This is a genomic window from Dechloromonas denitrificans (assembly GCF_001551835.1).
GTDB lineage: Bacteria > Pseudomonadota > Gammaproteobacteria > Burkholderiales > Rhodocyclaceae > Azonexus > Azonexus denitrificans.
Genome location: NZ_LODL01000005.1, coordinates 46,037 through 58,717 on the forward strand (window position 1 = coordinate 46,037; position 12,681 = coordinate 58,717).

Sequence of the window (12,681 nt, forward strand, 5' to 3'; positions counted from 1 at the left end):
TGCAATCTGCCGGGGTTTAGCATCATTGCAAGACCTGCCACCCAACAAGATGGCGCGGAATATCCAATATAAGAACATTCAAGGAGGGACAAAAAATGGCCTGGTTCGACAATCTTTCGTTGCGTTACAAGCTGCTGCTCAACTTTCTCGCGAGCGGCGGCGTGCTGATCGTCGCCGTGGTGTTCTGTGTCATGCAGATCCGGTCGGTCGGCAAGGATACCGAGCAAATTGCCAAAAACTGGCTGCCCTCGGTGCAGGCGGTCGGTGAGATCAGCCAGCTACGGCTGCGCTATCGGGTGCGCAGCCTGGAATACATGCTGCCGGGCAGCGCCGACGAGAAGGCCAAGATCGAAAGCAGCCTGGGCAAGCTGGACGAGTCGGTGCGTGAAGCCCTGAAAGGCTATGAAAAGCTGATTGTTTCCGAGCCGGAGCGGGTGATCTATCAATCGGTCGTCCAGGCAGCGACTGATTATCGGGCCGTCGTCGACAAGGGCATCGCCCAGGCCAAGGCCGGCAACGAGGAGCAGGCACAGCAGTTGCGCAAGACGGAGTGGGTGACGGTGGCCAATCGGATGCGCGACAAGACCGATGAACTGATGAAGCTCAACCGCACCGGTTCCGAAGCAGCGTCGAGCAGTGCCGAGGCGCACGTCAATTCCGCCCTGGTCGGTGGCCTCGGTGCCCTGGCGCTTGGCATCGTGCTCGCCTTGCTGGTTTCCTACCTGATTGCTCGCCGGATGGGCGGCCAGCTCGATGCCGCGGTTGCCGCCGCCCGCCTGATCGCGCAGGGCGACCTGCGCGGCGAGTTGCCGCGGGTCAATGCCGACGAGGTGGGCAAACTGGTCGGCGCCGTCGGCGACATGCAGCAGTCGCTGCGCAGTGCGATGGGCGAAACCTTGACCAGTGCCGAACAGATCCTGACCGCTTCCAAATCGCTGAGCCATGCGGTGCAACTGATCGATCAGTCGTCTTCGGTGCAGAGCAGCGCGGCTTCGGCCATTGCCGCCAATGTCGAGGAACTGACCGTCTCGATCAACCACGTTTCGGACAATACCAACGAGGCGTCGCGGCTGGCCAATGCCTCTGATGAGCAGGCGCATCAGGGCAATCTGGCGATCGAGGAACTGGTCGGCCAGATCAACAAGGTGGCCAATGTGGTGCGCAACGCGGCCGGCCAGATCAACGAACTGAAGCAGGAGTCCGAGAAGATTTCAAGCATCGTCGCGGTCATTCGCGATATTGCCGACCAGACTAACCTGCTCGCCCTCAACGCCGCGATCGAGGCGGCACGGGCCGGTGAAGCCGGGCGCGGCTTTGCCGTGGTGGCCGATGAAGTGCGCAAGCTGGCCGAGCGGACCGCGGTGTCGACCGGCGAAATCACCGGCATGGTCAATGCCATCCAGCAATCGACCGGGCAGGTGGTGAGCGGTGTCGCGCAAGGGGTCGAACTGGCCGACAGCAGCGTCGTGCTGGCCCAGCAGGCCGGGCAGTCGATTGCCCATCTGCGCGAAATGGCGCAGCAGGTGGCCGATGTCGTGCGCGAGGTCAATAACGGCCTGCGCGAACAGTCGGCGGCATCGACCGACGTTGCCGTCCGCATCGAGCAGATTGCGACGCAGTCCGAAGAGGCCAGCGCCATCGCCCACGAAACCTCGCAGGCCGCCGAATCGCTGGACCGGACGGCACACGAGATGCAGGCCATCGTCGGGCGCTTCAAGATCTGATTTTTGCTCGATTGCTGCGGTCGACCGCCGGAAAATGGCAAATTCCGGCGCTGGCCGGCTTAGACGGTAATCACCACCTGCTGGTAAAGATCACCGAAACAGGTGCGCTTGCTAACGCTGCCTGAACTGAATGTGGCCGGCAGGTAGCTGGCGATTTCCTGCTGCCAGAGGTCGTCGGCAAAAGGCTCGAGCAGGCCGAGCACGGCTTTCATCATATAGCGCAGCGGGTTGCTGCGTTTCGGCTTGTGATAATCGACGATGACGACTTTCCCGCCCGGCCGGGTCACCCGTAGCGCTTCGGCCAGCGTGGCGCGGCGGACCGCTTCCGGCTGCTCGTGGAGCAGAAAAAAAAGCAGGCTGGCGTCGAAGCTGGCATCGGCGAAATGCAGGGCGCTGGCATCCTGCCGGTGCAGGTGGATACGTTGGTCGTCGGCCAGTTTGCGGCGTAGGTTGGCGAGCTGGATCGGCGCCACGTCGACGACATCGAGGGTGCCGGCGGCACCCAGCCGGGCGGCGATGCGCTGGCTGAAATCACCATAGACACAGGCCACCTGCAGCAGGCGATGTTCGATCGGGTCGCCGAGTTCGGCCAGTGCGCCATCACGCAGGCGACTGAAATTGCCCCAGAGAATCAGGTTGACCAGCCATTCGCGCTCGAAGAAGCGAACCGCATTCGGATGCAGATAGGCCCACCAATAGACTTTTCGCAGATAGTCGGGAATCTGCGGATCGATCCGGGCCGCTGGTGAATTGGCGACCGCTACGAAGGGAGAAGGAAGACCTTGGGCGTTGTTTTTCATGAATATCTCTGGGGGGCGGCTGCCTGGGTAGCAGGCATGATGCAAGCCGACGAGCGCTAGGGTGTCATATTTTGGTTGTTCCACCACCGGATATTTCCAGCCTTCCTTCAGCTTGGGCTACAGGCCAGGCCGGATTGGCCGTTAACAGACTTGAGGCTTCGTTGATTGGAGGTGGTGCGATGAATGTCATCTACAGCAGTGAGCATTTCTGGATTCTGGCCTACCCGGCCGAGCAGGGGCTTGAGTTGTTCGACAAGGATGCGCTGAGCACACTTTTCCTGCGCGGGCCGTCGGCCTGGCATTTCCAGCACGCGATGGAAGAGATTCCGGAAGCCGAGCGCGACGAGGAAACCATCGACGCCTTCCTCGAAGATTACTGTGCCGGTAGCGCTCGTCCCATCGTCTTCCACTGACGTGCTAGAATCGCGGGCATTGTCTTGATTAGCTTGAGGAAAGCAGCCAAATGGGTGACGTAAATACGAGCTACGTGTCTGATCACACGAAGTGGATGAACGAGCAGCTGGAACAGAATCCGGCCTGGGGCGAAGACCAAAAGGCCGGTCGCGCCCTGTGGTGGGACAAGAAGCAGGATATCGATACCTCGACGCGCAATGCGACCTCCAAGGTGGCGCAGAAGCCTTACCCCTACGACGTGAATTTCTTCGGCGAATAATTCCTCGGCGGACGTCCAAATGAAAAGCCGGTCTTGCGACCGGCTTTTTTGTTGCCGTTCGCTCCCGCCGGGGCAGGAGCTACAAGCCTGGGTGCCTAGCCGGTCAGCGGCTTGACGACGCGTTTGACGGCGGTGTCGTCCGGATGCGGGTGAATGGTAAAGCCGAGGCTGGTCATCAGGCGGAACATCTTGGTATTGGTCGACAACACATCGCCGACCACGGCGCGGTAGCCCTTGGAGCGGGCACAGTCGATCAGCGCCGTCATCAGCTTGCGGCCGACACCGCACTTCTGCCAGCCGTCGCCGACGGCCAGCGCGAACTCGACCGATTCGCCATCCGGATTGACCACGTAGCGCGAAACACCGATCTGCGACTCCTTGCCTTCCTCGTCGTTGATCGTTGCCACCAGGGCCATTTCGCGGTCGTAGTCGATCTGCGTGAAACGGACCAGCATGGTCTGGGTCAGCTCGCGCAGCGTGTCCATGAAGCGGTAGTAGCGCGACTCGTCGGACATATTCTTGACGAACTCCTGCTCCAGTTCCGCATCTTCCGGGCGGATCGGGCGGATGGTGACGACCTTGCCGTCATTCATCTGCCATTCCTGGACCAGATGCACCGGGTAGGGGTAGATCGCCATGTGGGCATAACGATCGCCGCTGGCGCCGGTCGCATGGTCGATGACGATGCGGGCATCGGCGGCGATGGCGCCTTCTTCATCGACGATCAGCGGGTTGAGGTCGAGTTCGACGATCCACGGCAGTTCGCAGACCATTTCGGAGATGCAGAGCAGCACTTCCTTGATCGCTTCGCGGTCGACCGGCGGCATGTTGTGGAACTGGTCGAGAATCTTCGAGGCGCGCGTCGAATCGATCAGATCCTTGGCCAGGAACTTGTTGAGCGGCGGCAGGGCGACCGAGCGGTCGCTGAAGATCTCGACGTCGAAACCGCCGGCGCCGAAGGTGATGACCGGCCCGAAAATCGGGTCGCGGAAGACGCCGATCATCAGCTCCCGACCATTCGGGCGCGACAGGAACGGTTCGATCGAGACCCCGTTGATCTTGGCGGTTGGGTGACGCTTCTGGACGGTATCAATGATGTCGTGGTAGGCGTTGCGGACAGCTGGTGCATTCTGGATGTTCAGGCGAACGCCGCCGGCATCCGACTTGTGCGGCAGGTCCGGCGAATCGACCTTCATGGCGATCGGGAAGCCGATCTGCTCGGCCAGCAGCAGCGCTTCGGTCGCGGTGCGGGCAACCATGGTCTGCGCCACCGGCACCTTGAAGGCACGCAGGATGGCTTTCGATTCCATTTCCGACAGCACCTTGCGCCGTTCGGCGAGCAGCGCCTCGATCAGCATCTTGGCGCCTTCGGTTTCCGGGCGTTGCTGGCGGGTCGGTTCCGGCGTCTGCAGCAGCAGCTTCTGGTTGCTGTAGTACTTGGAGATGTGATGGAACAGCTCGATCGCCGTTTCCGGCATACGGAAGGCCGGAATGCCGGCATCTTCGAGCAGCTTGCGGGCGCCGGCCACCTGTTCTTCGCCCATCCAGCAGCAGATCAGCGAACGGTTCAGCTTGTCGGCGACTTCGATGATCGCCTTGGCGACTTCCATCGGTTCGGTCATTGCCTGCGGCGACAGCATGACCAGCGTGCTGTCGACATTTGCGTCATGGGTCACGGCGAGGATGGTGTCGCGGTAGCGCTCCGGTGTCGCATCGCCGCCAATGTCGATTGGATTGCCGTGCGACCAGCCGATCGGCAGGAACTTGTTGAGCGCGGCCATCGTCTCGTTCGAGAGCTGGGCCAGCGGAATGCCGAGGTCGCCAGCGCGGTCGGCGGCCATGGCACCGGGGCCACCGCCGTTGGTGATGATGGCGAGACGGCTGCCCTGCGGGCGGAATTTGGAAGCGAGCGCCTTGGCGGCATAGAACAACTGGCCGACGTTACGGACGCGGACGACGCCGGCCCGGCGGACGGCTGCATCGAACACGGTATCGGAGACGGCGGCCATGCCGGAGTGGGCTGCGGCGGCAACCGAGCCGGCTTCGTGGCGACCGGCCTTGAGCAGGATGATCGGCTTGATACGGGCGGCCGACCGCAGGGCGCTCATGAAGCGGCGGGCATTGCGGATGCCTTCGACGTACATCAGGATGTAGTGCGTGCGGCTGTCGTAAATCAGGTAGTCAAGAATTTCGCCGAAATCGATGTCGGCCGTCATGCCCAGCGAAATGACCGAGGAAAAGCCGACCTGATTGGCCTTGGCCCAGTCGAGCACCGCCGAGCACATGGCGCCAGACTGCGAGACCAGGGCCAGGTTGCCCGGGTTGGCGGTGATCTTGGTGAAGGTGGCGTTCAGCCCGAGTTCGGGGCGGATGATGCCGAGGCAGTTGGGGCGGAGGATGCGCACGTTGTAGGAACGGGCGATCTCGATCACCTTGCGTTCGAGCGCGGCGCCGATGTGGCCGGCCTCGGAAAAGCCGGCGGCAATGATGATGGCGTTGCGGACGCCGCTGCGGCCGCATTGTTCGATGATATGGGGGACGGTTTGCGGCCGGGTGGCGATGATCGCCGTCTCGACCCGGGCGCCGATTTCCTCGATCGACTTGTAGGCCGGCTGGCCCTGGATCGTCTCATGCTTGGGGTTGATGGCGTACAGCTTGCCCTTGTAGCCCTGATTCAGAATGTTCTTGAAAATGACGTTGCCGACCGAGTTTTCACGGTCGGAGGCGCCAATCACAGCCACCGATTTGGGTTCGAATAATGAAGTCAGATAGTGCTGTTCAAGCATGGCAGGCCCCTTGTTAGGCTGTTATTGTGCATCGCACGATTCTGGCACAAAGACATGGTGAATGCCATTGCAGAGGTGGGGTTATTGACTATTCGCTCAGTGCGCAATCGAGCGTCATGGAGTGAGAAAGGGCGCGGTGTACCGGGCAGCGGTTGGCAATTTCGAGAAGGCGGCGGCGGTGTTCCGGCAGGAGCTCGCCCTCGAGCGTGATTTCCCGCGTAATGCGGTCGCGAGCGACGCCATCGATATCGATCTTGTCGTGCCTGAGGGCAACGCTGATCCGGGTCAGCGGCAGGCCTTTCCGCTCGGCGTACATGCGCAGCGTCATCGAGGTGCAGGCGCCGAGACCGCTCATCAGGAAATCGAAAGGGGCCGGGCCGGCATCGGCGCCGCCGATGCTCGCCGGCTCGTCGGCAATCAGCCGATGCTGGCCGGCAAGTACTTCCTGCTGGTATCTTCCTTGTCCATTTTCCGCAACGACGACTTCCGACATGACCGACTCCCTGAACGAAATGGCCCGGATCATACCTCCATCGCCCTGGGTGGCCGGCCATCTCGGCTACTTTGCGCCAGGCGCCAGGGTGCTAGATCTGGCTTGCGGCAGCGGGCGTCACAGCCGCCTGCTGGCCAGCCTCGGGCACCCGGTGCTGGCGGTCGACCGCGATGCCGAGGCGCTGGCCGGCCTGTACGGGCTGCCCGGCATCGAAACATTGCAGGCCGATCTGGAAGGCGACGAATGGCCATTGGTTGGGCGCCAGTTTGCCGGCATCGTCGTCACCAACTACCTGTGGCGGCCGCGATTTGCCGATCTGTTGGCCTTGCTGGCGCCGGGCGGTGTGCTGATCTACGAAACCTTCATGGTCGGTAACGAAGCCTACGGCAAGCCGTCCAGCGCGAAGTTCCTGCTCCAGCCCGGCGAGTTGCGCGAACGCGTGGTGGCGGCCGGTTGGCGTGAAATCGCCTTCGATGAAGGCTATACCGCAACGCCGAAGCCGGCCATGCGTCAGGCGGTGTGCGCGCAGCGTCCCTGAGTGATGGCCGCGGCCAGCCGTTCGATGCCGGCGGCTGAAAGATCATCCGTCGTGAAGCAGGCAGGGTCCTGCATGCCGGTGTAATTCCGGTCCTGCGAGCGTCGGTAGTGCGGGTCGTAGTGCAGGTCGAGCAGTTCGCGCACCAGTTCGGACCAGTGGCCGCTTTCGATCAGGCTCAGCCAGCGACTCATCGTTTCCTTGCTCTGCAGGCCGCGCAGTGGCTCCAGCCGTTCGATCAGGAAAGTCGGGTCGTGCAGGAAATAATCGTAGTCATGGAGCAGGAAGGCGACGCGGGCTTCGGTGCTGGCCTCGATGTTCAGGCAATTGCCGAGTCGGATGCGTTCGAGCAGGGCGTCGGGCAGGTGCAGGCGGCCAATTTTTCGGCTCTCGGCTTCGACGTAGACCGGGCGGGTCGGGTCGAAGGCGGCAATTGCCTGCAGAAGGCTGGTTTCAAAGCTCTTTTGGGCTGGTTGCGGCTGGCCGGGCAGGACGCCGAGCACCGAGCCTTTGTGGCAGGCCAGGGTTTCGAGATCGAGGACCTGCCCACCCAACTGGCCGATGGCTTGCAGGATACGGGTTTTGGCACTGCCGGTCGGGCCGCAGACAACCTGGAAATCGAGGTTTTGCGGCAGGCGGGCCAATTCGGCGATGACGTGGCCGCGCCAGGCCTTGTAGCCGCCATCCAGTTGCCCGGCGGGCCAGCCGATGGCGCGAAAAATCGTCGTCATCGAGCCGCTGCGATCGCCACCGCGCCAGCAGTAGATCAGCGGTTTCCAGGTTTTTGGCCGGTCGAGAAAACGCTCGCGCAAGTGGCGGGCGATGTTCTCGGAGACCAGCGCGGCGCCGATCTTCTTGGCTTCGAACGGGGATACCTGCTTGTACAGCGTGCCGACTTCGGCCCGCTGGGCATCGTCGAGCACCGGGCAGTTGATGGCGCCGGGGATGTGGTCCTCGGCAAATTCGGCGGGGGAACGGACGTCGATGATTTCATCGTAGGCCGCAAGGTCGGCGACGGTGGGGCGGTTCTGTTTCATCCGGCTATTTTAGCAAGGGCAACAGGCTGGCCCAGACATGATCGAGAATCAAGGGCTGTGCTGCGGCAGTCGGATGCAGATTGTCGGCCTGAAAGTAGGCGGCCTGGGCGGCGACCGGTTCGAGCAGGAAAGGCAGCAGGGTGCTTTTCCCGCTCGCCGCCAGTTCGGCATAGCTGCGCTGGAATTCGGTGGCGTAGGGGCCGTAATTGGGCGGCAGGCGCATGCCGGCCAGCATGACCCGCGCGCCGGCCGTCCGGGCGGCGTCGTTCATCGCCTTCAGGTTGTCTCGCATCTGGGCCAGCGACAGGCCGCGCAGGCCGTCATTGGCGCCGAGGGCGATGATGACGATGGCCGGTTGATGCTGTTTCAGGGCCGGTAGCAGGCGGCTGCGGCCGCCGGCCGTGGTTTCGCCGGAGATCGACAGGTTGGCGACGCTATAATCGAAACGCTTTTCGGCCAGGCGTTTGCCGAGCAGCGCCGGCCAGGCCTGTTCGGGACGAATGCCATAGCCGGCGGACAGCGAGTCGCCGATGACCAGGATGGTTTTGCCGGCGAAGGCCGCCGGGGCTGAGCAAAGCAGGGCAAACAGCAAGAGGAAAAGCCGCATGGCAGAGAAACCGGTCGTTGAAGTGGTGGGGTTGGGCAAGACGGTCGACAACGGCGGCGAGCCGCTGACGATACTGCAGGATATTTCCTTTTCGGTGCAACCGGGTGAAACAGTCGCCATTGTCGGTGCTTCGGGCTCCGGCAAGTCGACCCTGCTCGGCCTGTTGGCTGGGCTCGATGTGCCGACCGCCGGCGAAATCCGCCTCGACGGCGTGGCGCTGGCGGCGCTCGACGAGGATGAACGAGCCAAGCAGCGCGGCAAGTTGCTCGGTTTCGTTTTCCAGTCTTTCCAGTTGCTGCCTTCGCTCAATGCGCTGGAAAACGTCATGCTGCCGCTGGAATTGGCCGGTTTCAAGGCGTCCACCGCAGCCGCCAGCGACTGGCTGAACCGGGTCGGCCTGGCGCATCGGCTGAAGCACTATCCCAAGCATCTTTCCGGCGGCGAGCAGCAGCGGGTGGCGCTGGCCCGCGCCTTTGCGCCGTCGCCGCGCCTGGTGCTGGCCGACGAGCCGACCGGCAATCTCGATGCGGCCACCGGGCAGCAGATCATCGAACTGATGTTCGACTTGAATGCCCGGCAGGGCACGACGCTGATCCTGGTTACCCATGACGAGGCAATTGCTGCCCGTTGCGGCCGTATCTTGCGCATCCAGGGCGGGCAACTGGCCGCCTGAGGCCTATTTTTTCGGCTTCTTCTGGATCAGCAGGCTGCGCCGTTCGTCATCGGCATAGGCATAGGCGATGCGTCCGTTCTTGACTTCGCCCATCACCACCATGTTTTCGGAAAGCGCCTCGTGGTCGCCGGCGCTGAACGGGTGGTCGTAGGTCGTGATCACCCCATAAACCGGCTTGTTGAGGTTTTCCAGTGCCTGCCGGATTTTGGCGCCATCGGTGCCGCCGGCCTGGATCATCGCGCCGATCAGCAGATACACCGAGTCGTAGCCCTGGGCGGCGGACACCGCCGACGGGATGCGCTTGGTCTGGTTGGCCTGGTGGTAGGCGACGATGAAACCAGTGCGCCGCGAATTGTTGGCCTCTTCGATAAAGGTTTGCGGCATGCGGGCGCCTTCGGCGTTCTTGCCGGCCGCCTCGATGAAGTTGGGCAGCGACAGCGGCCAGCTGCCGATCATCGGCACGTTCCAGCCCAGCTTGGCGCGTCCGTTGGCGATGCTGGCCAGTTCGGGGCCGATGGCGTAGGTCAGGATGGCTTCGGCGCCGGCCTCCTTGGCCCGCTTCAGCGCGGCCGACAGGTCGGTGGTGCCGAGCTTGAAGCTCTCGATGGCAACCGGCTTCAGGTTGCGCTGGGCCAGTTGTTCGAGCAACTGCTCGCGCCCCTGTTCGCCATAGGCCGTGGTGTCGTGGAAGATCGCCAGCTTGCTGAAATGGCGGCGCTCGGTTGCATCACGAACAATCATTGCCGACTGGATGGCGTCGCTGGCCGAGTTGCGGAACAGGTAGCTCTCGGGAAATTCCGGGGCCTTGAACTGGCCGACGATGCGGGCGCCGGTGGCGACGTTGTTGATGACCGGGATGCGGGCATCCTGGTAAAGGCGCTGGGCGGCCATGGCGACACCGGTATTGATGAAGCCGAGGCCGGCCACTACTTTTTCCTTTTCGATGACTTCCTGCACGACTTTCTTGCCGGTCTCCGGATCAGCCTTGTCGTCGCGTTCGACCAGTTCGATGCGGCGCCCGAAAATGCCGCCGCCGAGGTTGATCTCCTCGGCCGCGATGCGGACGCCGGCCAGCATCGACAGGCCCATCGGCGCCGACGAGCCGGTGAACGGCCCGGTCACGGCGATGCGGATCGGTTCGGCGCTTGCCGCGCCGAGGGTGAGGGCGCCCAGCAAGCCGAGCGCCAGATGGCGAATGATGAACATGTTGTCTCCGGAAATTTTTATGCTGCAACACTAAACCGCGTCGGGGGTGGGCGCTATAGGGGGTTTCACCAAGCCGGTGCGAGCTCCCGGTCAATGATTCGGCGGGCGGCGCGCAGCCCGCTGCGGACGGCGCCTTCCAGCGTTGCCGGATAGTCGGCCCAAGTGTAGTCGCCGGCCAGGAAAACTCTGGAGTGCGCCGTGCTGCAGCCCGGGCGCAGTAGGCCGGGGCGGGCCGACAGGGTGGCGCGTTTTTCGCGGATGACTTTCTGCCAGCTCGCCTTTTCGCCCAGGCCGAGTTCGCGCTCCAGGGCTTCAGCCAGCGCCCTGTCGTCGAGCGATTCCCAGGCACCATGGCCGCTCAGGACGCAGGCGAGGAGGCCATTGCCGCGGTCGACCACCCATTGACCGTGTTTTCGGGCCAGGTTGATGAGCGGGAAAGGCAGCCCGGTTTTTGCCCCGAATTGCAGGTAGACCGTAGCAATCGGCTCGTAGTCGTAGCGGGCGGTTAGCGCTGGCCAGAGCTTGGTCGCATGCTGGGCGGCGGTGGCAATAATGGTGCCATCAAAGCGGCAGCCGTCGATGTCGACGCCGTGCTCGCCTGCGGCTAGTTCCTCGATCCGCGTCCCCGTCCGGATTTCGGCGCCATGGGCGAGCAGCCAGTCGCGCGCCGGCTCCGCCAGCAACTGGCCGAAATCGACGCGCGGCAGCAGCAGGTCGGTATCGGCCCGGCGTGCACTGCCCAGGCTGTCGCGCAGCACATTGGCGAACAGTTGCGCCGAGGCCTGTTCGGCCGGCGTGTTTAACGCGGCGAGGCAGAGCGGTTCCCACAGATGCCGGCGCAGGCGGCCGGTTTGTCCGGCGGCATCGAGCCAGGCGGCGACCGTCGTGTCGTTGTCTAGCTGGAATTTTTTGGCCTTGATGCCTTCCATCCACCACGCCGTGGCGAGTTTCTCGCGCAGGCCGACGCCCTTGGTCGTCAGCAGCCCCCAGGCGACATTGAGTGGCGCCGGCCAGCGGGGCAGGGCGAGATGGAAGCCATCCGGCTCGATGACCTGCAGCGACCGGCGTTCGAACAGCCGTTCGGGGTCGGCGCCCAGCCGGCGCATCAGGGCCAAGGTTTCGCGGTAGGCGCCGAGCAGGATGTGCTGGCCGTTATCCAGCTTGCGGCCGTCGATGCTGACCGTGCGAGCCCGCCCACCCAGCACGCGGCCAGCTTCGAACAGCGTGGTGTCGATGCCGGCCGCCGTCAGTTCGACGGCAGCGGCCAGGCCGGCCCAGCCGCCGCCGATGACGGCGACCGTGGTACGTTGCTCAGGCAAACGCCCAGGTCTTCCAGGCGATCCAGATCTTGCGCACCGGGGTCAGCGCGATGCGCTGGTGCAGCACCTGGTAGTTCTCGCGCTTGATCTCGTCGAGCAGGGTGCGGTAGATCGCCGCCATGATCAGGCCGGGACGCTGACTCTTGCGGTCGACGGCTGGTAACTGGGCAAAAGCCTGCGCGTAGTATTGCTCGGCTCTTTCGGTCTGGAACTTCATCAGCGCCGTGAAATTGTCCGAATACTTGCCATTCAGGATGTCGGCGGCCGGTACGTTGAACTGCTTCAGTTCGTCCATCGGGATGTAGATGCGGCCGCGCCGGGCATCCTCGCCGATGTCGCGGATGATGTTGGTGAGCTGGAAGGCCATGCCCAGGTCGTGCGCGTATTTCTGCGTCTGCCGGTCCTTAAAGCCGAAGATCTCGGCGGCGAGCAGGCCGACGACGCTGGCGACGCGGTAGCAATACAGTGAGAGCCCCTTGAAATCGAGGTAGCGCGACTGCTGCAGGTCCATCTCCATGCCGTCGATGATTTCCAGCAGTTGTTCCTTGGGCAGGTTGAACTGGCCGCCGACCGCTTTCAGGGCCAGACCGACCGGATGCGTCGGCTCGCCACTGGCGATGCGCTCGACCTCCTGGCGCCACCAGGTCAGCTTGGTTGAGGCGATCGAAATGTCGTTGCATTCATCGACCACGTCATCGACTTCGCGGCAGAAGGCATACAGCGCCATGATGGCGCGCCGGCGCTCGGTGGGCAGGAAGAGAAAGCTGTAATAGAAGGAGGAGCCGCTGGCGGCGCACTTCTCCTGGCAGTATTGTTCTGGGCTCATGG

Annotated in this window: 13 protein-coding genes; 5 read left to right on the forward strand and 8 right to left on the reverse strand. The window is 63.3% G+C overall.

Features of this window, described 5'->3' with window-relative positions; genetic code table 11:
* Positions 1-95: 95 nt before the first annotated feature.
* The gene (locus AT959_RS01070; RefSeq protein ID WP_066879658.1) at positions 96-1,724 is read left to right on the forward strand and encodes a methyl-accepting chemotaxis protein; all 1,629 of its coding nucleotides are present in this window, start codon (positions 96-98) and stop codon (positions 1,722-1,724) included.
* A gap of 59 nt (positions 1,725-1,783) precedes the next feature.
* Here the strand turns inward: AT959_RS01070 and rquA are convergent, their stop codons facing one another.
* The gene (gene rquA / locus AT959_RS01075) at positions 1,784-2,524 is read right to left on the reverse strand and encodes a rhodoquinone biosynthesis methyltransferase RquA (RefSeq protein ID WP_066879660.1); all 741 of its coding nucleotides are present in this window, start codon (positions 2,522-2,524) and stop codon (positions 1,784-1,786) included.
* A gap of 179 nt (positions 2,525-2,703) precedes the next feature.
* Here rquA and AT959_RS01080 point away from each other — a divergent pair, with 179 nt between their 5' ends.
* Together AT959_RS01080 and AT959_RS01085 are read left to right on the forward strand one after the other, a co-directional pair.
* Entirely contained in the window at positions 2,704-2,937 is a 234-nt protein-coding gene (locus AT959_RS01080; protein WP_066879663.1) for a DUF3567 family protein, read from the forward strand.
* A gap of 50 nt (positions 2,938-2,987) precedes the next feature.
* A complete protein-coding gene (locus AT959_RS01085; protein ID WP_066879666.1) occupies positions 2,988-3,197 on the forward strand; it encodes a DUF3460 family protein in 210 nt (69 codons plus the stop codon).
* 95 nt (positions 3,198-3,292) lie between these two features.
* Here AT959_RS01085 and AT959_RS01090 read toward each other — a convergent pair whose 3' ends face one another.
* Complete coding sequence (locus tag AT959_RS01090) at positions 3,293-5,983, reverse strand: bifunctional acetate--CoA ligase family protein/GNAT family N-acetyltransferase (protein ID WP_066879670.1); 2,691 nt, start codon at positions 5,981-5,983, stop codon at positions 3,293-3,295.
* A gap of 88 nt (positions 5,984-6,071) precedes the next feature.
* Positions 6,072-6,476, reverse strand: a complete 405-nt coding sequence (locus AT959_RS01095; RefSeq protein WP_066879673.1) for an OsmC family protein — start codon at positions 6,474-6,476, stop codon at positions 6,072-6,074.
* On the opposite strand from AT959_RS01095, the gene AT959_RS01100 reads away from it, so the two are divergent.
* A complete protein-coding gene (locus tag AT959_RS01100) occupies positions 6,475-7,014 on the forward strand; it encodes a class I SAM-dependent methyltransferase (RefSeq protein WP_240481656.1) in 540 nt (179 codons plus the stop codon). The genes AT959_RS01095 and AT959_RS01100 overlap by 2 nt on opposite strands.
* Here the strand turns inward: AT959_RS01100 and mnmH are convergent.
* The gene (mnmH, locus tag AT959_RS01105) at positions 6,987-8,048 is read right to left on the reverse strand and encodes a tRNA 2-selenouridine(34) synthase MnmH (RefSeq protein ID WP_066879676.1); all 1,062 of its coding nucleotides are present in this window, start codon (positions 8,046-8,048) and stop codon (positions 6,987-6,989) included. The two genes, AT959_RS01100 and mnmH, sit on opposite strands and share 28 nt — an antisense overlap.
* 4 nt (positions 8,049-8,052) lie before the next feature.
* Entirely contained in the window at positions 8,053-8,655 is a 603-nt protein-coding gene (locus AT959_RS01110; RefSeq protein ID WP_066879678.1) for an arylesterase, read from the reverse strand.
* Between AT959_RS01110 and AT959_RS01115 the strand changes: the two genes are divergently transcribed.
* A complete protein-coding gene (locus tag AT959_RS01115; RefSeq protein WP_066879681.1) occupies positions 8,654-9,328 on the forward strand; it encodes an ABC transporter ATP-binding protein in 675 nt (224 codons plus the stop codon). The genes AT959_RS01110 and AT959_RS01115 overlap by 2 nt on opposite strands.
* A 3-nt stretch (positions 9,329-9,331) precedes the next feature.
* On the opposite strand, the gene AT959_RS01120 is transcribed toward AT959_RS01115, so the two are convergent.
* From AT959_RS01120 to hpnD, 3 genes are all read right to left on the reverse strand, one after another.
* On the reverse strand, positions 9,332-10,534 hold the full coding sequence (locus AT959_RS01120; protein ID WP_066879683.1) for an ABC transporter substrate-binding protein: 1,203 nt from the start codon (positions 10,532-10,534) through the stop codon (positions 9,332-9,334).
* Positions 10,535-10,599: 65 nt separating this feature from the next.
* On the reverse strand, positions 10,600-11,853 hold the full coding sequence (gene hpnE / locus AT959_RS01125) for a hydroxysqualene dehydroxylase HpnE (RefSeq protein ID WP_066879686.1): 1,254 nt from the start codon (positions 11,851-11,853) through the stop codon (positions 10,600-10,602).
* A complete protein-coding gene (gene hpnD, locus AT959_RS01130; protein WP_066879689.1) occupies positions 11,846-12,679 on the reverse strand; it encodes a presqualene diphosphate synthase HpnD in 834 nt (277 codons plus the stop codon). Before hpnD ends, hpnE begins: the two co-directional genes overlap by 8 nt.
* Between the last annotated feature and the right edge of the window lie 2 nt (positions 12,680-12,681).

Excerpts from the sequence above, each read along its gene's own strand:
- AT959_RS01090 (WP_066879670.1), bottom strand. The coding sequence starts at position 5,983 with ATGCTTGAACAGCACTATCTGACTTCATTATTCGAACCCAAATCGGTG.
- AT959_RS01110 (WP_066879678.1), bottom strand. The coding sequence starts at position 8,655 with ATGCGGCTTTTCCTCTTGCTGTTTGCCCTGCTTTGCTCAGCCCCGGCG.
- AT959_RS01095 (WP_066879673.1), bottom strand. The coding sequence starts at position 6,476 with ATGTCGGAAGTCGTCGTTGCGGAAAATGGACAAGGAAGATACCAGCAG.
- AT959_RS01115 (WP_066879681.1), top strand. The coding sequence starts at position 8,654 with ATGGCAGAGAAACCGGTCGTTGAAGTGGTGGGGTTGGGCAAGACGGTC.
- AT959_RS01085 (WP_066879666.1), top strand. The coding sequence starts at position 2,988 with ATGGGTGACGTAAATACGAGCTACGTGTCTGATCACACGAAGTGGATG.
- AT959_RS01100 (WP_240481656.1), top strand. The coding sequence starts at position 6,475 with ATGACCGACTCCCTGAACGAAATGGCCCGGATCATACCTCCATCGCCC.
- AT959_RS01070 (WP_066879658.1), top strand. The coding sequence starts at position 96 with ATGGCCTGGTTCGACAATCTTTCGTTGCGTTACAAGCTGCTGCTCAAC.
- AT959_RS01120 (WP_066879683.1), bottom strand. The coding sequence starts at position 10,534 with ATGTTCATCATTCGCCATCTGGCGCTCGGCTTGCTGGGCGCCCTCACC.
- AT959_RS01080 (WP_066879663.1), top strand. The coding sequence starts at position 2,704 with ATGAATGTCATCTACAGCAGTGAGCATTTCTGGATTCTGGCCTACCCG.
- hpnD (WP_066879689.1), bottom strand. The coding sequence starts at position 12,679 with ATGAGCCCAGAACAATACTGCCAGGAGAAGTGCGCCGCCAGCGGCTCC.
- rquA (WP_066879660.1), bottom strand. The coding sequence starts at position 2,524 with ATGAAAAACAACGCCCAAGGTCTTCCTTCTCCCTTCGTAGCGGTCGCC.
- mnmH (WP_066879676.1), bottom strand. The coding sequence starts at position 8,048 with ATGAAACAGAACCGCCCCACCGTCGCCGACCTTGCGGCCTACGATGAA.